The following is a 19,139-nucleotide window of genomic DNA, read 5'->3' as shown; positions in this document are numbered from 1 at the left end:
TGCTATTTCTCACAATGCGCGCGGTAGTAGTTTCCCAGATAATCCATAAGTTTACGGGTGGCAATACTGCGGTGGCCAAACTGCGAATAGAAATTTTTATCGAGGCATTCACCAACCGTAAGCTGCAGGTGGGGGCGCTGTGATGGCACCTGCCACCAGGGTTCGCCTTTGTAGAGAATGGTAGGCGTACAGTTAATGATAACGGTCTGGATGTGGGCCCCGGTCAGGATAGCAATATTGGCAACGCCGCGGTGAAAATGCGGTTTGCCACCAGCGGGGGTGCGGGTGCCTTCGGGAAAAATGATCAGCGTGCGGCCATCGTCCAGCGCCTTACGGCAGGCTTCGATCAGGGCTTCGGGTTCAAGCGTGTTGCTGACATATCCCGCCGTACGCATCAGTCGACCAAGAAACCAGTGGTCCCACAACTGATGTTTGACGATGCATTGCGCCCGCGGAATAAGCGCCATCAGCGCCACAACATCCAGCAGGCTGGGGTGATTGGCGATAACGATTTTGCCGGCACAGGTCCGCAGTTTTTCTGCACCGCTGACAGAAAATGTTACCATGCCAAGGCATTGCAACATCCAGAGGTAGCCGCGGAAAATGGTGCGGATGATGCGCTGGGTGCGTTCCTGCTGATCGCCGGGTGCCAGTGGTAATAGCAGGCGCATTACGACGGCCAGTGCGCCACCGCCGACGAAAATAAAAGCCAGGGCAAAAAGTTTTCCGGCCAGCCAGGGGTATTTACGCCATCGCATGGCGCGACCACTGCCAGCTATGGGTTGGCCCGTTAAAAACGCTTTGTGCGGCATCGCCATCCAGAAATTGCCAGAGGGCCAGGGCGGCGGGCGTGGTGCTGGCCGGGGCAGCGGGCTTTTCCGCCATCATGAAGGTCAGACTGTTTTCCCCATTGGCCTGCAGCAACAGGGCGAGTATGGCGGCTGGGGCCCCGCTGTCGAAGGCGGCATATTCATCTGCCAGTGCATCATCATAGTGCAGCAGTAATACCGGCTGCGCTGGGTTTTCGGCCATACAGGCGGCTGCCTCGATCATGGCGAAGCACAGGCTTTCCGCCCCCGCTGCAATCGCCGTATGCCCGGCGTGATTATGATGGATGATTGACAGGATCCCTGTCAGCGCATGGTGGACCGACATAGAGAAATCTGTTGGAGAAAGTGCTTCTGCCGCCGCGATGGTGTGCAGTATCGTCTGTGTACGGCTAAACTCGCCGTGGCGTGATGAAAAAATATAGCGTGCGGTGTCCAGTGCTGGCAGTGTGCTGGCGGCCCCCAGTGCATTGCGCCCCAATGGAGACAGGCGACGGCGCGTCAGGGCGGGTAAGCGTTTGACCCCTTCGGTATCCGGGCCGCATGACCAACCTGCCCAGGCCGGAATGGAAAAACGCATCATATGCTATGGCCGTCTTGGTTGGTGGTTGCCGCAAGGGCAAGGTCGATAATGTTACGCTGCATAATAAATAAGCGTGCATTCTTCCCAAGTCCGCGCGTCAATAATGATGACTGTATCCCACGAACCATGAACTGTCATGAAAAAACACCCGGTGGCACGGGCGTATGGCCGCGTTGTGCGGCGGTTCTGGCGGCCAAAGCTAGGCATATTTACGTATGTTAAAGCTGTACTGGCGGCCATGCAGGTCCTCATTTACCGGGTACTTTAACGAAATCACCTTTCAGGGCCACCCCAGTCATTAGAAAGCCAGTATAGCATTCGGCCTGGGTTTGGTTTGAAACGTCTTTTTTCTTGTAATAGCTGTGAATATTAATCACGGCGTTGGCGCCAAGCTGATGGGCGCGATCCTGCAACTCGATCATGGTCGACACAAAGGCACGGGTGCAGGATGTCTCGTCCGACTTGCCGACGCCGTTGGTCTTCTTGTTGGTGATAAACTGCCCGAAATCCTGCGCCACGGCCGGATGTTTTGCATCACCAAAATAAAAATGAACGCTGCCGTCGAGTTTTCCCTCTGCATCGGGGGATGCCAGAGCATTCGAAATCGTCAGCATAAACAACTTATCTTCGGCTGCCGCAGGCGTGCTCAATCCGGCAAAGACAGACATGGCCGCGAAACCGATCGCGGCGAACATTTTCATCGACATAAAGTCCCCCAAAACGTCAAGGCGTTTGCTCAGGGCTTTATGCCCCGCCACATTGTGCAGGTCCAGCCGGACAAGGTGGCATAATTGTCACTGCCGTAACTGGCAGCCAGGCTATCAAGGAGGGGGGGGAGTAATGATGGTTCTTCCAATAAGTCCAGTTTGATAAAAAATGCAGTGTTTTCTGCCCGCAGATTCACTTGCACTATATTTTTGGTTGCAGTATTTGGTCTCTCTACCTTCGTTCTGCTAACGCTAAGATTGCTAATGGGGTGGTCATGGTTTCAGTTATGACGGAACTGGTGCGGGCGGAATGTCAGGTGACCTCGGACCCAGATATTCTGTTTTCGGCCATCGGCAATGAAATTGTGCTGATGAGTGTGCAAACCGGCAAATATTATGGGCTTGATCCCATCGGGGCGGATATCTGGCTGCGGATGCAGTCGCCGATTTCGGTTGCGGCGTTATGCGCCGGGCTGTCGGATGCCTATGATGCGCCGATCAATGAAATCTCGCAGGACGTTATCGACCTGCTCGGGCGGTTGTCAGCGGAGGGGTTGGTTGTGCTCGCGTCGGATCCGGTGGCAGCGTGACCGACTATGTGATGTGCGGCTGGCGGGTGGCGAGCGAACTGATGTTGCCTGAATTGTCGCCCCCCCGGGATGGTGCTGTTGGCACGGTGCCCGATCTGACCATCCGTCTGGGCGTAGTCTCGCCGATACACAATCCGGTGCATCAGACACCCTTGTTGCAAATTGCTGCCGATGGCACCTGCCGGTTTGAGATCAAGGCGGCAGCATCCTATCGAATTGATCCGGCGGGGCGCGAGATCGTTATTGAACCGCATATGGCTGCGGACGCGGCCGATATCCGGGTTTTTCTGTTCAGCACGGTCTTTGCCATTGTGTGTTTCCGGCGCGGGCTTATGCCGCTGCATGCTGCGGTGGTGCGCATCGGTGATACAGCGGTGGCATTTTCCGGCATTTCGGGGGCAGGTAAATCGACACTGGCCGCCTGCTTTCATCAGCGGGGCTATTCTGTTCTGTCTGATGATGTGGCGGTAATGGATTGGGTCAATGGCACGCCGGTGGTGCGCCCGGTGGTGGCGCGGCTGAAGCTCTGGCGTGACATGATGGACGGGCTTGGCATTACGCCGGATGATAAGGAGCGGGCACGCAGCCAGCTTGAAAAATATCATATTCCGCTTGACGATTTTGCCTCCACGCCGCTGCAGTTGACCGCAATCTATCATTTGGTCGAGGTGCATGATCCCCGGCATGAGGAGATGCGGTCCCTTACCGGTGTCGATGCTTTTTTGTCGCTCGAACGTGCGGTTTATCGTCGGGCTTTGGGGGGCCGTCTGCTGGGGCGTGAACAACTTTTCCGTCAGGCGGGCAAAATTGCCGGGGCGGTGGCGTCGGCACGGCTGGCGCGGCTGAAAACCCTGCCCCGGGCGGCGGAGATTGTGACCGAAATCACCACGGAAATCGGGAAGTGCGAGCCTGTATCATGAGCGGGATATACTGGCTCGCCTCCTACCCGAAATCGGGTAACACTTGGATGCGGCTGGCCCTGCACAGTCTGGAACTGGGCGGTGCACCGGTGCGGTTTGACGAAGCCGATGATGCGTGGTGGCAACGCGAGGCGGACCGGCGTGTCGGCGGCATTGTTTCTTCCCGGGCGTTCTTTGAGAATTATCTGGCTGTTGAAAGCTCGGATCTGACGGTGGCGGAGGTTGAGGCGCTACGCCCAGCTGCCATTACCGCCTGGGCCGAGGGGGTGCGTGCACCGATCGTCAAAACGCACGACGCCTATCTTTCGGCTGAGGGGACACCGCTGTTTCCACCCGCAGGTACGCAGGGCGCTGTCGTCATTGTGCGTGACCCGCGGGATGTGGCAATTTCTTTTGCCAATCATTCTGGCATTACAATCGATCAGGCGATTGCCAAGATGGTCGATCCCAATGGTATGCTGGCCGGTAAAAAAAATGGTCTGTCGGGCCAATTCCGTCAGCGCTTGCCGACCTGGGGCGGCCATGTTGCTGGCTGGCTTGATGCGCCGATCCCCAAACTTCTGGTGCAGTACGAGGATATGATCGCCGATATGGCGCTGGTGCTGACCCGTGTGGCGGGTTTCGTCGGTATCGCTGCGGATTCGGGTGCGGTGGCGCGTGCCGTCACCGCGACACACTTTGACCGGCTTAAAGCTGAAGAAGACAAAAACGGTTTTCGCGAACGCTCTACGCACGCCACGCGGTTCTTTCGCCGTGGTGTGGCGGGCGGCTGGCGCGATACCCTGACCACCGCGCAGGTGGCACGTATCGAGGCTGATCATGGCGCGATGATGCGGCAGCTGGGATATGATCTGGTGTCCGGGGCATGAGGCTTAGACACTCATTGGCGGCGGCGGAAACCTTGTTGGCACTGGCATTGGCCTGGGTGCTGGTGTTCGCCATACCGTTTCGCCGAACCGCCGCGTGGCTGGGGCGGGCGGGTGTACCGGGAACCATCGCTGTCGCCGCCACGCCTGCTCAAATGCTGCGCGCGCGTTCTGTTTGCCGCCGGGTGGCGCGGTTTGCGCCCCGCGTGCCGTGGCGAACAAGCTGTCTGGTGCAGGCGGTGGCCGGTTGTTTGCTGCTTCGGCGCCGCGGCATTGCCGCCACCATCCGGCTGGGGGTGAAGAAAGGCGATGGCGCCTTGTCGGCCCATGCCTGGCTGATGGTCGGCGGGCAGACTGTGCTGGGCGGTGATGCCGCACTGGGGTTTACCGCCCTTGCGGATATTGGGGATAAGATATGACGGGTATTTGTGGGTTGTGGTATCGCGATGGCCGCCCGGCAGCAGAAGGTTGCGCCCGTATGCGCCGCGCCTTGCAGATCTACGGGCCGCATTGCGCCGGGCAGTGGGATGGCGGCGAAATTGCGCTTGGCATCCAGCTGTTCCGCATGCTGCCGGAGGATCGCTTCGACCGTCAGCCGCTGGTCGGCGGGGGCGGGCGCTTTGTGCTGCTGGCCGATGTGCGGCTGGACAACCGGCCCGAACTGGCGGCGGAACTGGGCTGGTCTAACGAGCGGGTACGCGAGGCATCCGATGCCGATTACGTGCTGGCGGCGTGGGAAAAATGGCAGGATGCCAGTTTTGATAAACTGATCGGTGATTGGGCCATTGCGGTGTGGGATGGGCAAGCTCATACCATCACGCTGGCCCGCGATATGATGGGAATGCGACCGCTGTTCTATCATGCTGGCAACGGCTTTTTCGCCTTTGCCAGCATGGCCAAAGGTTTACATGCCCTGGCTGACGTCCCCATTGCGCCCGATCTCGACACCTTGCGTGATTACATGGCGCTGGCCCCACAGCGGGGGGCGGGATCATTCTTTAAAGATGTGGCACGTGTCGAGCAAGGTGGCAAAGTTGTGCTCTACGCCGATGGCCGGGTGGATGCCGGGCACTGGTATGATTGGGCCAAGATCACGGAACGCGAAGTGACCGACGATGCGAAGTGCATTGCCGAGTTCCGCGCCATCTTTGACCGCGCGGTGGCAGATCGCTTGCGTACCACTGGGGCAATTGCGAGCCAATTGAGCAGTGGTTTTGATTCCACCGCCGTGACCGTAACCGCCGCCCAGATGCTGGCGGCCAGGGGCAAACGTCTGACTGCCTTCACCCATGTGCCGACGCCGGGGTGGCAGCAAGACGAAAAAAAAGGACAACGTTGTGATGAGGGGCCGGTGGCGGTGGCAACCACCACACAGTTTCCTAACATTGATCATGTGCTGGTCGATTCCGGCGCGCGGATGATCGGCGCAGATTTGGATGCCGCATTTTACTATTATGAAATTCCGCTATTTGGCCCCACCAACCAAGTCTGGGTGGAAGAAATTATCCGGCAGGCGAAAGGTAACAGTCTGATTTTGAATGCTTCCAAGGGGAATCAGACCATCAGTGCCGTTGGCAGGCAGAGGCTGCATGGGTTGGTGCGAAAGGGGGCTTGGCTAGGTTGGGCGCGTGAGGTGCGTGCGCTGTATCGGTGCCGTCAGATGGGGCGAATGCAAATTCTGGAAAGCAGTTTTGCACCATGGCTGCCGGGGGGGCTGCTGCGTGCCCTCAAACGGTTTACGGGTAATACCCCCCCAGAACTTTGGCTGCTTTCTGCGCTTAACCCAGACATCGTTGCCGACCGGACCTTTCGCGGCCACCTTGCAAGTTTGGGTGGCGATCTGACCGTTAAAACCTATGCCACAGTCCGGGATTTTAACCAGTACCTCCTCTGTCGCAGTGATATTTCCTGCAATTTTTATAAAGGAGGGTTGGCCAGATATGGCATTGATCGCCGGGATCCGACGGGGGATCGTCGATTGATCGAATTTTCGCTGTCGCTGCCGGAACATATGTGGTTGCGCGACGGGGCAACCAAATGGATATACCGCCAAACCTTTAGCGGCCGCGTCCCTGCAATGGTGATGAACCAAGTGGGGAGCGGACTACAATCTGCCGACTGGCCCGAACGGTTCCGGCGTAGCTTCGACACGCTGGCCAAGGAAACAACACACTATCTGGCCGAACCGGTAGTCGCTGACCTTGTCGATGCCAAATTTCTTCGTTCCCTGCTTCAATCTCCACTGCCGGAGGATCTGGCTACACCCGAAAACCGAATGCGTTACCGCAATAAATTGTTAAAAGGTATCCCGGTGGCCCACTTCGTCCACAAAGCAAGCGGCGGTAACGGCTCACCAATCTGATGCCTTTAATGGTACATCCCGGCGGTGCGAGCGAAAATTGTTATTATGAGTGGGGAAATCCACTGCCGTCGGTAGAATTAGGGGTGGAATTCTCCGTTTCGTCGACCATCAGATCGACGAATTTCGGCGCATGCCAGGGTTTGCGGTCTGGTCGTGCGCTATGCTCGTCTGTGTCACGTTGATCTTCACGCATAAAAATCGGTTCCCCTGACGGTCAATGAGTGCGGCACAAAATGTGCCTTTTAATAATCCCGCATTCTGACATCTTACGTGCCAAATAGCAACCTGGCAGAGATTTGATTTTTGTGGTGCTGTTTAGTTGCACTCTAAAAACGTGAGTTTTATATGAAGCAACTTTTACGTTACAACTGTCGCGGCCTGTGTTATTAAAAGCCGTACTTATACAAGCGTATTGCGATGGCGGGAGGTGGCAGATGGATCCGTTTATTGGTGAAATAAAGCTTTTGCCGTGGGACTGGGCGCCAGTGGGCTGGCACATTTGCGATGGTACGCTGCTGCCGGTTCAGCCATATGTGGCTCTGTTTTCTTTGCTGGGCACCAGATATGGCGGTGATGGTAAAGTCAACTTTGCACTGCCTGATTTACGCGGGCGAGCCGCTATGGGGCGGGGAACGGCAATGGGGGCAACAGGGGGGCTGGCGTCGGTCACGCTGACCGTGGCCAACCTGCCGCCCCACAACCACGCTTTTTGCGGCACCAGCGGCGCTGGCAATGTTGTCAACGCGAATGTTGGTACCGGCACATCGGCGGTGGGTTGTTTGCCAGCTTCGGTAGGCACGGTGCCTGCGACAGGGTACGTCATTCCCATTTACAGCACCGAAACCAATAGCGCGAACCTTGTTCCGCTTGCCGCGAACAGCGTCAGCAGTGCTGGCGACAGTGGGGCGCACAACAACATGCAGCCCTATCTGGCTTTGAATTACTGCATCGCGACCATGGGTGTTTATCCACCCCGTACTTAAGTTCGGAGAGCATGTTATGTCAGAACCCTTTGTCGGTGAAATCCGTCTGTTTGCCGGAAACTATGCTCCGGTGGATTGGGCGCTGTGCAATGGCACCCATTTAAAAATAAACGATCGTCAGGTTTTATTCGCTGTAATTGGTACGACCTATGGCGGTGATGGCGTAACAGATTTTGCACTGCCTGATTTGCGCGCCAGGGTGCCTGTTGGTATCGGTCAGGGAACCGGCCAGCCCAATTACACCATTGGCCAAAGTGGCGGGGCCGATATGGTGGCTGTTAGCGCCAGCACCATGCCCACCCATACGCATGCCGTGATGGTAACGACATCGCCGGCAACAGATACAACACTCAGCGCCAATTCCTATTATGCATCTGTGACCAATAATCAGGCTGTTGTTGGCCTGTATGTTGGGGCCACTGTGGCAGACCTCACGGCCAAGGTCATGAACAATGTGGTTGTCGCCAATTCAGGGGGCGCTGATGCGCATAGCAACATCATGCCGTCGCTGGGAATGAATTACATTATTTGCCTCAATGGTCTCTATCCGCAAAGGTCATAGCTCTAAAATAGAAGGATTCTTATTATGTCAGAACCATTTATTGGTGAGGTGCGTGCCTTTGCCTTTGATTATGTCCCTTATACTTGGCTGCCCTGCAATGGCGGGACGTATCAGATCAGTCAATATAATGCCTTGTTTTCTGTTATCAGTACAATCTATGGGGGCGATGGTGTCCAGACCTTTAAGGTGCCCAATCTGAACGGATCTGTGCAAAATCAGTATGCGGATAATAAAATCGCTATCGGGCCCGGCAGTGGTACCCCGTCAGGGGTGGATTATATTATCGGCTCGGCCTATGGTTCGGTTAGCGCCACGCTGGGCACCAGCCAGATGCCCGCGCATAATCACAGCGTTACAACCTACATCTCAGGCCCTGCCACCGACTTGGTTTGCACGCCCAGTGCGGTAACCAATTTATCGCGTACGCTCAATCAGCGTGATTTTTATTCGCCGGGTACCGCCACGCCCAGCCCGGACATCTCTATGCCGAATGTGATCAGCAGCACTGGTGATGGGGCCGCGCATGAAAACCGCCAGCCATTTCAGACCTTCCTATACTGCATTGCGCCTTACGGCGTATTTCCCACCAGGACATAATGGCGACGTCAACGGCCGCACCGTGCCACCGCGCGGCGCTGGCTGATCTTCTGCCCAACGAACTGGCCCGCGATGGCATTGCGGTTCGTCAGCAGAATGAAGCGGACATGGATTTTATCCGCGATCTTTATGTTGCCAATCGCTGGGCCGAGGTGGCGGCTGCCCCCGGATGGACCGATGCTATGCGCCGTGCCTTTTTGTGCGATCAGGCACGGCTGCAATGGTTGCATTACAGCAAATATTACGCTGACGCGCAGTTTCTGATTATCGAATCCAAAGGCGAGCGGATCGGCAGATTGTATCTGTCGTATCAGGTACCGGACGATGTGCGCATTGTTGAAATCAGTTTTTTGCCGCACTGCACAGGCCATGGTTTGGGCACACGTTTTTTGATGCAGGTGCAGAAAATTGCGGTAGGGTTGGGCCGAAGCTGCTCGCTACATGTTGAAAGGCACAATCGCGCCCGCCTGTTATATCTGCGCTATGGCTTTATCGACAGCAAGCTGGAAGTCAGCCATTACCTGATGGTGTGGCAGCCGCCATCACCATATCCCCCCCCTGCAATACCCAGTCCGGATAGTGCCGTGGTGAGAGCGCGCAACCACTAGCGGCGTGATTGCCGTTTCAGCCGCGCATCAAGAATGCGGACAGACTTGATCGACGCCTGATGGGTGAAGGCAAGCAGCCATGGCGTGATGAAGTGCCAGGCGATCAGTACGGGTTCAAGCAGCAGCATGCCGATCAGAATACTGCACAGGCGGCTGACGGCGGGCTCTACCGCGACATAGGTGTAATTATCGGGGACCAGCGCAACCAGCACCGCCAGCGTAAACTGTGTGCCGACATAGGCAAAGCTGTGGCCGCCATTTTCAATGTGACGGCCTATGATAACGCCAATAACAGTGGCCAGCATTAAGAGATGCGGATTGCCATGTGCCAGAAATAGCCCGAGAAATGCCAACACGGTGCCACCCAGGCAACCGGTAATGCGGCAGAACAATTTTCGGCTTACCGGGATCAGGCCGCTTAAGCCCACACTGCTGATCGGCACCATCATGACCGCCAGTATGCTGATGGCACCCTGTGATAAATCGGCTATGCCAAAATGCGATTGCAATAGCGGCAGCAGGCTAAGGACAACCGCCCCCTGTGCGGCATGGCGCAGGGCATTCGGGTGCCAGCCCACCGGATTAGGTAAGGCCATGCGGGTTCCAGGCCAGCGCTGCCGCAATGTCGCGGTGCTTATGCAACTGATGACGATACACGCGCCAACACCGGAAGCAACTTCGATAAGCCGGGTCACGGCAAATGCCATCAGCGCATCATGCGGGTGTTGTAATATATCCAGCATCACCATTTCAAAGGTGAAACCGGTGAAAAGCCAGGCATAGGAATGGCGTCGGGTTAGTGCGCCATACAGCGTTACGCCACCGATCAGCCCCCCCGCCAAGGCACACAACAACAGGGTTTCGCGCACCAATGGTACCAGCGCCAGCGCAAGCCCGGCACCGATGGCGGTGCCCAGTACGCGCAGGCTGCCGCGACGAAAGCTGTCGGCCACATGTCCGCGCATCACCATGTAGCCGGAAAATGCTGCCCAGGAAATGTTATGCGCCCCGGAAACCCTGGCAATGACAATGGCCAGCAGTACCGACAGTACGCATTCCACCTCATCAACCAAGCGGACGCCAATTTGGGGGGGCGATTGGGTGGGGTATGCCGCGACCTTTCCCGATAGGCTGTGTTGGGAAAGCAGATCCAAGGGCTTACAACTCCACACTACAAACAAAGATACATACTGGCACAACCTGTCATCTGTACGGGACTGGGGGAAATAGAATGTTGTCATGGCAGCTATAGCAGATTGTTATAGCTTGTGCTGCTCAGCTTGGCCGGGCGCCATTCCACAAACCGCTTACAACCATGTCTTGCACCTCGCGATGCATCAGATCACAGAATAGCCGCACCGCGTGGCTGCTACGCCGTCCGCGTAGGCGGGCAATGGCAAGCTGGCGCGATAATGGCGGGGTGCCGATTGGTATGGCCGTTAAGCGCTTGGCGGCAACTTCGGTCTGAATTGCGGCCAGGGGCAGAATTGTTCCGTATAAGCCCTTAAGCGCCAGATCCTTGGTCAGCTGAAAATCATCGGCTTCCACCGCGATGGTCAGGCTGACGTTCTGATCATGTGCTGCGGTTTCGATCAGCTGGCGCAGGCCTTGTTGCGGCCCGGGTAAGACCAGAGGTTGATCGGTAATTTCAGCAAGGGTGACGCTCTGCTGCCCCAGCCGGGCCCCGGATGCCGGTGGGACAAAGTATAATTGCTCGATCAGCAGCGGTGTAAAGCGAATGCCGGTGCTTTCGTGACCGCTATAGACCACCGCAATATCAATTTCGCCATGCTGCAGCCATTCGAGCAAATGACCACTAAATGCCTGAATCACCCGCAAGGTCACTTCGGGATATTGCGACAGATAGCGTTCAACAAGCCGTGAGGCGATTAGGCAACTGACCGTTGGTGGGATGCCAATGGCGACCTGACCGCGCACAATACCGACTTCGTCGAGTAGATCTTTTTTGGTTTCCTCAACCTGTCGTAAGATGCCGGAAGCCCGTATACGGAGTTTTTTTCCGCTTTCTGTCAGCACCATGCCACGGCCATGGCGGAGGAACAGTGCGGTTTTAAGTTCCTCCTCTAACCGATGGATGTGGCGGCTGAGCGCCGGTTGCGCAATGCGTAACTGGTCTGCGGCCCGGCTTAAGCTGCCCAGTTCTGCAACGGCCAGAAATGTATTGAGCTGACGTAAATCCATCTTGCCATATAAAGTTAGTATGGGTGTTCGTGCAATAATAGCAGGTGCTGCATGTTGCCCTATAGAGTGGAAATCGCGGGGCGTGAGGCTCCGTCTGCGTCAGAACGGATCGCTGGGGAGGGGATGCCATATTGTATAGGAAAAATAAGAATGCAGTCCTGTCACAATGTTGTCAGTGTTACCGGCCTGCGACCACTTGACGTATCTTAAGTGGGCATTTACCAAGTCCTAAAGAGGTAGCCCCAGGAAATAAGAATTTAAGCATCACCATGCGATTTTTCTCACTCTTCTTTGATGTGAGAGCCTCGCCGGTGGAATCTGCCTGTTTGGGACCAGAATGTGCATGCCTGCCATGGGGTGTAATTCGTCACTGCAAAATTTCTCATCTGCGCGTCGGGTGGCATTTACCTGCGCGATAGATCGGTGTGACGGTTTTAATCTGCATGCGGAGGGGGCATGCTGAGAAAACTGAAATTCACTCTGCCTTTCGGGTTTAGCGAGATTACTTTTTCGCTGAACTGCTTCGTAGCGGCCATGCTGGCGCTCTATATATCATTTTTCTGCGATCTCGAGCGTCCCTATTGGGCGATGATGACGGCATATGTCACCAGTCAGCCATTTAGCGGTGCTGTACGCTCGCGGGCGGTATATCGGCTTTTTGGTACACTGGCCGGTGCCGCTGCGATGGTTTTGCTTGTTCCGCCACTGTCTAATTCCCCCATTATTCTGTCCTTAGCCATCGCATTGTGGGTGGGGCTGTGTCTGTTCTTTGCTATGCTGGATCGTACACCACGATCATATCTGTTTGTTCTGGCAGGATTTACCACTGCGGTGATTGGCTTTCCGATAGTCAGTGCGCCGCTGACATCCTTTGATGTGGCGATTGCCCGGTTTGAGGAAATTGGCGTCGGTGTATTATGTTCAACGCTTATTCATACGATTTTTTTCCCGCGCAGTTTACGCAAATCCCTGACATTTCAGTTTAAGGATATTCTGACCGATCTGCGGATATGGCTTGCCGACACACTGAACCGCAAAAAAGATGCTGTACACCGGCGCGGTCGCATTCGTCTGGCCGCCGGGATCACCGATCTGTATCTGCTTTCAACCCATATTCCGTTCGATGTGCATGAACCACAGCAGGTGCAGGACAGCATTGTTGCAATACAAAAAAAACTTATTCAGCTTTTTCCGTTGATTACTGGGGTATCGGACCGCTTTAAGCGGCTCGAAGACAAATCGGCTATTCCCGAACATCTGGAAACGTTACTCAAGGATATTGCGGATTGGCTCGATGCGCCGGTTGTGGATGTTCACAGCGGAAAAATTGCATTGCAAAAAAAATGCCTTGAATTAAAGCACCTAAAGGGGGTGCCATCCTGGCATGATCTGATTTTGTACAACATCATGGTTCGTCTGTCTGACCTGATTGATGTGTATGCGTCCTGTCGGCTCAAAGTGCATGAGTTTGCGACGTATACGGAAAACGCTAATACGTCGCGGCCTTTAAGGCCGGTCAATCGCAATCGGGTTCTGCACCGCGATTATGGGGCCGCCTGGCGTGCTGCGATCAGTGCCGTCGCAATTGTTTTTTTGGGCTGCATGATCTGGATCGCGACTGGCTGGCCAGATGGCTCCGTCGCGGTCATGATGTCAGCGGTTGTGTATTGTTTTTTTGTCAGTCGGGCCAATCCGGTTATGGCACAGAAATCTTTTTTGTATCAGGCATTGCTTGCCAGTATTGTGGCCGGAATTTATCTTTTTGCCATTTTACCACAAACCCACAGCTTTGCGACGCTGGCTCTGGCGTTCAGTCCGGTACTGCTGGTTGGTGGAATTTTGCTGGCCCGGCCAGTGGTCGGTATTCAGTATATGGCGTTTCTGGCCAATTTTTGTGTGAGCCTGACACTGACCGAGCATTTCGCCCCTGACATTCAAAGTTATATCAACCGCAGTATCGCGCAGTTCGTTGGTATCGCATCCGTTATTGCCGTGACCAGTATTTTGCACCATTACGATGCCCAACGCTATATCGGCAAGTCGTTGCAGACCACCTGGACGGATATCAGCCGACTGGCATTGGGTACCAGGCGGGTCAGTACTGCGGTGTGGACCAGCCTGATGGTCGATCGCATTGGTCTGATGGCCCCGTATGTCGGGGCAATTCGTGGCTCGAAACAGTATAAGTCTGTCAACGCAATGCAGGAATTGCGGGTAGGGCTGAATATTATTCGCCTGTCCCGTGCGGCAGAACGGTTGGCACCAGAGCAGTTTTCGGATGTGCGTGACTTGTTGCGCCTAATCGGTGTGTATTTTGCCGATCTCGTCAAAGAAGGGGCTTATATGCCGCCTTCTGAAGTCATCCTGAAAAAAATAGATGCGCAGATTGCCACGTTATCAGGACTGCCATCGAACAAACTTAAAGAAACCATTCTCAATTCGCTGACCGGGTTACGCTGTAATCTGTTTCCGGACGCGTGGGAATATATGTACGGGATCAACTGGCATGATTAGACAATATGATTTCTGGGGTATCTATCTGCACCCCTACATGCTGGCTCTAATACTAAGCTTTGCCGTCATCAGGCCGGTGGCTTTGTTGCTTAATCGTTTCAATCTGTATCGTCTGGTCTGGCATTACGGTTTGTTTGATACTGCGTTATTCCTTGTCATATATGGCGTGGTGGTATGTCTGCTGGTCCCGGATGTGCTGACCAGTTTATTTCAGTAATTCACGCTCGAGGAGATGGCTCATGAAATGGTCGCTAATACGCAGTGTTGCCATCACCAGCTGTGCGCTGTTGATTGCGATATTTTTTGTTATCACGCTATGGCGGTATTACGAGGTCTACCCCCGTACGCCTGATGGTAAAGTACGGGCTGATATCGTTCTGGTTGCGCCGGATGTTTCCGGGCTGGTCAGTCATGTTTACGTCCATGATAACCAGCGCGTAAAAACAGGCGACGTGCTGTTCGAGATTGATAAACTGCGCTTTGCCTTGGAGCTTAAACATGCTCAGGCGTTATTGGCCGAAAAACAGGCTGCCCTGACACAGGCCACGCGGGTGGTTCGCCGCAATACCGCATTGGGGCCATTGGTTCCTACCGAGGAGCGGGAAAAGGGCCAGGAAACTGCCGATGTGCTGAGTGCCGAGCTGCGTCAGGCCGAAGCGGATGTGGATACTGCGAAACTCAATCTCGACCGTTCGACGGTGCGGGCAACGGTTGATGGCAAAATTTCGAATTTGAATTTGGTGCCGGGGGCTTATACCACTGCGGGTAAAGCCGTGTTCGCCCTGATTGATCTGCGCTCCATTCACGTCGATGGCTATTTTGAGGAAACCAAGCTGCAGCGCATTCATGTTGGTGATAAAGTGCGTATTCGATTGATGGGCGATAGCCGGATTTTGCAGGGGCATGTCGCCAGCATTGCAGGTGGTATCGAGGATCGGGATCGCGGTACCGGTGGCAATCTGCTGGCCGATGTCAATCCGACGTTCAGCTGGGTGCGATTGGCCCAGCGGATTCCGGTGCGTATCGCGATTGATGAACGCCCCGCCGATATTGATCTGGTTCTGGGCCGGACGGCTGCGGTCGAGATTTTGCAGGATAACGTAAATGCAAAACAATAAGCATGGCGATGGCGCGATGAAGCGGTTTGCTCTGGTCTTCGCATTTGGTTGTGTACTGGGTGGCTGTACTCAGGGGCCGGATTATGCCCGCCCCCCTGCTGCGGTGATCAATAAGGCCGACGCGGCCCCGGCATTTCAGGAGGCCGCCTCTGGCAGCTTCGCGCGAAATGAGCCGCCGGCCATGTGGTGGCATCTCTATAACGATCCGGTCCTAGATGGTTTGATCAAAGATGCCTTACGCAATAATGCTGATCTGAAAATGGCATCGGCCAATATCCGTAAGGTTCAGGCCATTTTGTCCCAGACCAAGGATAAGCAATTGCCGCAGACGAAAATCTCGGCGGCGCCGGGTTACGGTCAGATGTCGGCGGAAGAACATCTGATCTTTGGCTCGCCACTGTCATCGGCTTTCACGTATGATATCGAGGGTTCGCTGTCTTATCAGATTGACCTGTTCGGCGAAGTGCAGCGCGCCGTCGAAGCGGCGGATGCCAGTGTTTCAGCATCCAAGGCGGCATATGATACGGTTCGTATCGGGATTATCGCTGAAACCACCCGGGCCTATCTGGAGGCGTGCTCCAGTGGCCGTCAGATTACCATCGCTACCGATATCAGTAAGACACAGCACAAGCTTGGCGAACTTAACGACCGCATGATTGCCGCAGGGCGTGGTCTGCCCTCCAGCCACAATTTGTTCTCGGTCCAGGATGCGCGTACGCGGGCCTCCATTCCGGTGCTCGATGCGCGAAAGAAAGCCGCCGAATATCGCCTTGCGGCGCTGATCGGTCTGCTGCCTGGGCAGTTGCCGCCGGAAGTGATGGCTTGCCAGCGCCCCCCGGTGCTGGACCAGCCGATCCCCACCGGCGATGGGCGCACCCTGTTACGCCGCCGTCCCGATGTGCGTGAAGCCGAAGATCAGCTGCACGCCGCCACGGCCAGAATCGGTGTGGCCACCGCAGATCTGTATCCAAAAATCGTGCTGGGGTTGTCGGGAGGTTCGCTTGGACTGGATCGCTATTTCCTGCACAGCGATACCTATAAATATTCCTTTGGTCCGCTGATCAGTTGGAATTTCCCCAACCAGGGCGCGGCGCGCGCCCGCATTCGCGAGGCCGAGGCTGGGACGGATGCGGCCTATGCCAATTTCGACAAGGTCGTGCTGGCGGCTTTGCGCGATACTGAGATTGCGCTGTCGGGCTATTCCCGTGATCTGGAGCGTAACGCCGAGCTGCGTCAGGCGGTCGAAAGCCGGGCACGTTATCGGCACGATACCGATGAACTGCAGAAGCTGGGGCGCGCCAGTGTGGTGGCCCGGCTTGAGGCGGATCGTGACTATCTGCTGGCTGAACAGGAGCTAGCCGACAGTGATGCCCGTCTGCTCGATGGTCAGGTCGAGCTTTTTCATACCCTGGGTGGTGGCTGGTAGCGGATCCGCCGATAATTTTCCGGCGCAAAAGTTTAGTCAATTGCGCCGGAACGCGCCCCGGTGTAGCCCTTTGGTCGTGACAAAAGGCTCTCGTGGGGAGAAATGTTCATGGCCATTACAAAATCGTGGCGGGCGGGCCTGTTCGCCGCTTTTCTATCTGGCTTAAGTCTAGCGCTGCCTGCCAGCGCACCGGCTGAGGATGCCGCAAGCTATCACTGGCAGACCGTGCCGTTTGGTGCGGGCGGCTATGTCGATGGTTTTCTCTATCACCCCAAGCAGAAAGATATTCTGTACGCCCGTACGGACGTTGGTGGGGTGTATCGTTATGACTATGCCGCTAAGCGCTGGCTACCTTTGCTTGATCATTTAAACAAGGCCGATGGCGATCTGATGGGCGTGCTGGCCATTGCCGTCGATCCTAACAACCCCCAAAAGCTTTATGCCGCCTGTGGTCTCTATCTGCCCGATTGGGCGCGTAAAGCCGCGGTGCTGCGTTCTGATGATCAGGGTAAAACCTGGCAGAAGACCGAACTGAACCTGCATCTTGGCGGTAACTGGGATGGTCGTGGCACCGGCGAGCGGCTGGTGGTCGATCCGAAGAATAGTGACACACTGTATCTTGGCACCAGTCAGGACGGATTGTGGAAAAGCACCGACGGCGGCAAATATTTTTATAAAGAAAGCTCGGCGGCCAAATCGGTTTCGCTGGTGCTGATCGATCCGAAAAACGGCGACGTTTATATCGGCAATGCCGATGATAAGGGCGCGCTGCTGGTCAGCCATGATGGTGGCAGCTTTAAGCCGGTGGCCGGTACCCCCGATATGGTGCCTCAACGGGCGGTGTTTGCCGCTGATGGCGCGCTGTATGTCACCTTTGCCAGTGGCGACGGTCAAGGCGCGGTCAATCCGAGCCATGCGGTGCGTGGCGCAGTTTACAAACGCGATGCCAGCGGCGCCTGGCATGAGGTTTCACCGGTTCCGGGCACGAATTTTGGCTATTCCGGTATTGATGTCGGGACCGATGGTACGGTGGCGGTATCCTCGCTCGACCGTTGGTCGGTGGGTGACGATGTGTTTCTCTCCAAAGATGGCGGGGCGCACTGGATAACGCTGGGCGATAAATCGCATCACGATGCATCGGCCTATCCCTGGCTGGTCAGCTTCATGCGTGGTGAAGACCGTATGGGGCACTGGATTTCGGATGTGAAGCTCAATCCCTTCAACCCGAACGAAATGATCTATGGCACCGGCTATGGTTTGTGGATAAGCAAAAATCTGACTGTGGCCGGAAGCGCTGCCAAGGTTGGTTTTGATTTTGCTGCGGCCAATTTTGAAGAAACCGCCACCATGCAGATGGTCTCGCCCACCGCCGGGGCTCAGGTGCTGGTGGCAATGGCTGATGTCGGCGGTGCGGGCTGGTCGGATGCGAGCAAAACACCAGTCAACAGTCTGTTCCTGCCGGTGACCGAATCCAATTTCGGTATCGATTATGCCGGGCTGAAACCCAGTTTTTTGGTGCGGTCCACCAGTAATGATCCGACACACGGGCTCTATTCCACCGACGGTGGGTTAAGCTGGAATGTGCTGCCTAGCACGCCGTACAAGCCTCTGGCGCAGGGCGAAGCGTGGCGCAGCCCCGGCGTGATTGCGGTGTCGGCCAAGGCGTCGTCATTGTTATGGGCACCGGAAAAGGATGGGGCGTATTACTCAAAGGATCTGGGTAAGAGCTGGCAGCCGGTGACGGGTTGGCCGAGCAACCATGATCTGGTGCTGACCCCGGTCTCGGATAAAGCGATCGATGGTGTGTTCTATGTCTTTGACCGCACGACCACGACCATCCTGATCAGTGTCGATGGTGGGGCCAGCTTCAAAACCATCGTTGGTGGCCTGCCCAAGGTTGAAGGATGGCAGAATGCCCAACTGGCCGTGGTGCCGGGGCGGATGCGTGATCTGTGGCTGGCAGCGCCCTATGGTCTGCTCCATTCGAAGGATTCTGCCACCCCGGTCAGCAATGTCAAAGCGGTGACCGAAGCTTGGTCTGTCAGTTTCGGTGCGCCTGCCAAAGTGGGCGATTATCCGGCGATCTACCTGTGGGGTAAGGTCAAGGGCAAGGAAGGTCTGTGGCGTTCGGATGATGAAGGGGCCAATTGGGTCCGTATCAATGACGATGCCCATCAGTTCGGCACTTTCCGCGCCATTGCCGGCGATATGCGGAAATTCGGTACGCTCTATCTGGCACCGCACGGCCGCGGCATCATGGTCGGCACACCGTAA

The 19,139-nt window shown here is 55.8% G+C and carries 20 protein-coding genes; 14 read left to right on the top strand and 6 right to left on the bottom strand.

Annotated features, from left to right (window positions below; translation table 11 throughout):
* Positions 1-2: 2 nt before the first annotated feature.
* From ACZ5RI_RS14620 to ACZ5RI_RS14610, 3 genes are all read right to left on the bottom strand, one after another.
* Positions 3-758 carry a lysophospholipid acyltransferase family protein gene (locus tag ACZ5RI_RS14620; protein ID WP_464513938.1) on the bottom strand — a complete coding sequence of 252 codons (756 nt, stop codon included), beginning with the start codon at positions 756-758 and terminating at the stop codon, positions 3-5.
* On the bottom strand, positions 745-1,410 hold the full coding sequence (locus tag ACZ5RI_RS14615; RefSeq protein ID WP_464513937.1) for a beta-ketoacyl synthase chain length factor: 666 nt from the start codon (positions 1,408-1,410) through the stop codon (positions 745-747). The genes ACZ5RI_RS14620 and ACZ5RI_RS14615 overlap by 14 nt, the downstream gene beginning before the upstream one ends.
* Before the next feature lie 248 nt (positions 1,411-1,658).
* The gene (locus ACZ5RI_RS14610) at positions 1,659-2,117 is read right to left on the bottom strand and encodes an excinuclease ATPase subunit (RefSeq protein WP_464513936.1); all 459 of its coding nucleotides are present in this window, start codon (positions 2,115-2,117) and stop codon (positions 1,659-1,661) included.
* 275 nt (positions 2,118-2,392) lie between these two features.
* Here ACZ5RI_RS14610 and ACZ5RI_RS14605 point away from each other — a divergent pair, with 275 nt between their 5' ends.
* From ACZ5RI_RS14605 to ACZ5RI_RS14585, 5 genes are read left to right on the top strand one after another with little or no spacing between them, the layout of a single operon-like run.
* Positions 2,393-2,707, top strand: a complete 315-nt coding sequence (locus ACZ5RI_RS14605) for a PqqD family peptide modification chaperone (RefSeq protein ID WP_464513935.1) — start codon at positions 2,393-2,395, stop codon at positions 2,705-2,707.
* Positions 2,704-3,627 carry a hypothetical protein gene (locus ACZ5RI_RS14600; protein WP_464513934.1) on the top strand — a complete coding sequence of 308 codons (924 nt, stop codon included), beginning with the start codon at positions 2,704-2,706 and terminating at the stop codon, positions 3,625-3,627. The genes ACZ5RI_RS14605 and ACZ5RI_RS14600 overlap by 4 nt, the downstream gene beginning before the upstream one ends.
* Positions 3,624-4,496, top strand: a complete 873-nt coding sequence (locus ACZ5RI_RS14595; protein ID WP_464513933.1) for a sulfotransferase domain-containing protein — start codon at positions 3,624-3,626, stop codon at positions 4,494-4,496. Before ACZ5RI_RS14600 ends, ACZ5RI_RS14595 begins: the two co-directional genes overlap by 4 nt.
* Positions 4,493-4,912 (top strand): lasso peptide biosynthesis B2 protein, encoded by a 420-nt coding sequence (locus ACZ5RI_RS14590; protein WP_464513932.1) that lies wholly within the window; start codon positions 4,493-4,495, stop codon positions 4,910-4,912. The genes ACZ5RI_RS14595 and ACZ5RI_RS14590 overlap by 4 nt, the downstream gene beginning before the upstream one ends.
* Positions 4,909-6,855, top strand: coding sequence for an asparagine synthetase B family protein (locus ACZ5RI_RS14585; protein ID WP_464513931.1), 1,947 nt, complete (start codon positions 4,909-4,911; stop codon positions 6,853-6,855). Before ACZ5RI_RS14590 ends, ACZ5RI_RS14585 begins: the two co-directional genes overlap by 4 nt.
* A gap of 43 nt (positions 6,856-6,898) precedes the next feature.
* Here the strand turns inward: ACZ5RI_RS14585 and ACZ5RI_RS14580 are convergent, their stop codons facing one another.
* Positions 6,899-7,048, bottom strand: a complete 150-nt coding sequence (locus ACZ5RI_RS14580; RefSeq protein ID WP_464513930.1) for a hypothetical protein — start codon at positions 7,046-7,048, stop codon at positions 6,899-6,901.
* 241 nt (positions 7,049-7,289) lie between these two features.
* Here ACZ5RI_RS14580 and ACZ5RI_RS14575 point away from each other — a divergent pair, with 241 nt between their 5' ends.
* Genes ACZ5RI_RS14575 through ACZ5RI_RS14560 form a run of 4 tightly spaced genes read left to right on the top strand, consistent with a single transcriptional unit; the run spans position 7,290 to position 9,605 of the window.
* Positions 7,290-7,838 carry a phage tail protein gene (locus tag ACZ5RI_RS14575; RefSeq protein ID WP_464513929.1) on the top strand — a complete coding sequence of 183 codons (549 nt, stop codon included), beginning with the start codon at positions 7,290-7,292 and terminating at the stop codon, positions 7,836-7,838.
* A 16-nt stretch (positions 7,839-7,854) separates the two neighbouring features.
* A complete protein-coding gene (locus tag ACZ5RI_RS14570; RefSeq protein WP_464513928.1) occupies positions 7,855-8,400 on the top strand; it encodes a phage tail protein in 546 nt (181 codons plus the stop codon).
* A gap of 24 nt (positions 8,401-8,424) precedes the next feature.
* Positions 8,425-8,997 carry a phage tail protein gene (locus ACZ5RI_RS14565; RefSeq protein ID WP_464513926.1) on the top strand — a complete coding sequence of 191 codons (573 nt, stop codon included), beginning with the start codon at positions 8,425-8,427 and terminating at the stop codon, positions 8,995-8,997.
* Complete coding sequence (locus ACZ5RI_RS14560) at positions 8,997-9,605, top strand: GNAT family N-acetyltransferase (protein WP_464513925.1); 609 nt, start codon at positions 8,997-8,999, stop codon at positions 9,603-9,605. Before ACZ5RI_RS14565 ends, ACZ5RI_RS14560 begins: the two co-directional genes overlap by 1 nt.
* Here the strand turns inward: ACZ5RI_RS14560 and ACZ5RI_RS14555 are convergent.
* Both ACZ5RI_RS14555 and ACZ5RI_RS14550 read right to left on the bottom strand, forming a co-directional pair.
* Positions 9,602-10,678: an FUSC family protein gene (locus ACZ5RI_RS14555; RefSeq protein ID WP_464513924.1), complete on the bottom strand. Its 1,077-nt coding sequence runs from the start codon at positions 10,676-10,678 to the stop codon at positions 9,602-9,604. The two genes, ACZ5RI_RS14560 and ACZ5RI_RS14555, sit on opposite strands and share 4 nt — an antisense overlap.
* Before the next feature lie 202 nt (positions 10,679-10,880).
* On the bottom strand, positions 10,881-11,807 hold the full coding sequence (locus ACZ5RI_RS14550; protein WP_464513923.1) for a LysR family transcriptional regulator: 927 nt from the start codon (positions 11,805-11,807) through the stop codon (positions 10,881-10,883).
* Positions 11,808-12,263: 456 nt separating this feature from the next.
* Between ACZ5RI_RS14550 and ACZ5RI_RS14545 the strand changes: the two genes are divergently transcribed.
* The 5 genes from ACZ5RI_RS14545 to ACZ5RI_RS14525 all read left to right on the top strand — a co-directional run bounded on the left by ACZ5RI_RS14545 (position 12,264) and on the right by ACZ5RI_RS14525 (position 19,139).
* Positions 12,264-14,321: an FUSC family protein gene (locus ACZ5RI_RS14545; protein ID WP_464513922.1), complete on the top strand. Its 2,058-nt coding sequence runs from the start codon at positions 12,264-12,266 to the stop codon at positions 14,319-14,321.
* Positions 14,314-14,538, top strand: coding sequence for a DUF1656 domain-containing protein (locus ACZ5RI_RS14540; protein ID WP_464513921.1), 225 nt, complete (start codon positions 14,314-14,316; stop codon positions 14,536-14,538). The genes ACZ5RI_RS14545 and ACZ5RI_RS14540 overlap by 8 nt, the downstream gene beginning before the upstream one ends.
* Before the next feature lie 22 nt (positions 14,539-14,560).
* A complete protein-coding gene (locus tag ACZ5RI_RS14535) occupies positions 14,561-15,439 on the top strand; it encodes an efflux RND transporter periplasmic adaptor subunit (RefSeq protein WP_464513920.1) in 879 nt (292 codons plus the stop codon).
* The gene (locus ACZ5RI_RS14530) at positions 15,426-16,865 is read left to right on the top strand and encodes an efflux transporter outer membrane subunit (RefSeq protein ID WP_464513919.1); all 1,440 of its coding nucleotides are present in this window, start codon (positions 15,426-15,428) and stop codon (positions 16,863-16,865) included. Before ACZ5RI_RS14535 ends, ACZ5RI_RS14530 begins: the two co-directional genes overlap by 14 nt.
* Before the next feature lie 108 nt (positions 16,866-16,973).
* On the top strand, positions 16,974-19,139 hold the full coding sequence (locus ACZ5RI_RS14525) for a WD40/YVTN/BNR-like repeat-containing protein (protein WP_464513918.1): 2,166 nt from the start codon (positions 16,974-16,976) through the stop codon (positions 19,137-19,139).

Source organism: Micropepsis pineolensis (assembly GCF_055392125.1).
Note: the sequence above shows the minus strand (reverse complement) of the source record. Positions and strands in the feature narration are given on the sequence as shown.

Excerpts from the sequence above, each read along its gene's own strand:
- ACZ5RI_RS14620 (WP_464513938.1), bottom strand. The coding sequence starts at position 758 with ATGCGATGGCGTAAATACCCCTGGCTGGCCGGAAAACTTTTTGCCCTG.
- ACZ5RI_RS14615 (WP_464513937.1), bottom strand. The coding sequence starts at position 1,410 with ATGATGCGTTTTTCCATTCCGGCCTGGGCAGGTTGGTCATGCGGCCCG.
- ACZ5RI_RS14610 (WP_464513936.1), bottom strand. The coding sequence starts at position 2,117 with ATGTCGATGAAAATGTTCGCCGCGATCGGTTTCGCGGCCATGTCTGTC.
- ACZ5RI_RS14605 (WP_464513935.1), top strand. The coding sequence starts at position 2,393 with ATGGTTTCAGTTATGACGGAACTGGTGCGGGCGGAATGTCAGGTGACC.
- ACZ5RI_RS14595 (WP_464513933.1), top strand. The coding sequence starts at position 3,624 with ATGAGCGGGATATACTGGCTCGCCTCCTACCCGAAATCGGGTAACACT.
- ACZ5RI_RS14590 (WP_464513932.1), top strand. The coding sequence starts at position 4,493 with ATGAGGCTTAGACACTCATTGGCGGCGGCGGAAACCTTGTTGGCACTG.
- ACZ5RI_RS14585 (WP_464513931.1), top strand. The coding sequence starts at position 4,909 with ATGACGGGTATTTGTGGGTTGTGGTATCGCGATGGCCGCCCGGCAGCA.
- ACZ5RI_RS14580 (WP_464513930.1), bottom strand. The coding sequence starts at position 7,048 with ATGCGTGAAGATCAACGTGACACAGACGAGCATAGCGCACGACCAGAC.
- ACZ5RI_RS14575 (WP_464513929.1), top strand. The coding sequence starts at position 7,290 with ATGGATCCGTTTATTGGTGAAATAAAGCTTTTGCCGTGGGACTGGGCG.
- ACZ5RI_RS14570 (WP_464513928.1), top strand. The coding sequence starts at position 7,855 with ATGTCAGAACCCTTTGTCGGTGAAATCCGTCTGTTTGCCGGAAACTAT.
- ACZ5RI_RS14565 (WP_464513926.1), top strand. The coding sequence starts at position 8,425 with ATGTCAGAACCATTTATTGGTGAGGTGCGTGCCTTTGCCTTTGATTAT.
- ACZ5RI_RS14560 (WP_464513925.1), top strand. The coding sequence starts at position 8,997 with ATGGCGACGTCAACGGCCGCACCGTGCCACCGCGCGGCGCTGGCTGAT.
- ACZ5RI_RS14550 (WP_464513923.1), bottom strand. The coding sequence starts at position 11,807 with ATGGATTTACGTCAGCTCAATACATTTCTGGCCGTTGCAGAACTGGGC.
- ACZ5RI_RS14545 (WP_464513922.1), top strand. The coding sequence starts at position 12,264 with ATGCTGAGAAAACTGAAATTCACTCTGCCTTTCGGGTTTAGCGAGATT.
- ACZ5RI_RS14540 (WP_464513921.1), top strand. The coding sequence starts at position 14,314 with ATGATTAGACAATATGATTTCTGGGGTATCTATCTGCACCCCTACATG.
- ACZ5RI_RS14535 (WP_464513920.1), top strand. The coding sequence starts at position 14,561 with ATGAAATGGTCGCTAATACGCAGTGTTGCCATCACCAGCTGTGCGCTG.
- ACZ5RI_RS14530 (WP_464513919.1), top strand. The coding sequence starts at position 15,426 with ATGCAAAACAATAAGCATGGCGATGGCGCGATGAAGCGGTTTGCTCTG.
- ACZ5RI_RS14525 (WP_464513918.1), top strand. The coding sequence starts at position 16,974 with ATGGCCATTACAAAATCGTGGCGGGCGGGCCTGTTCGCCGCTTTTCTA.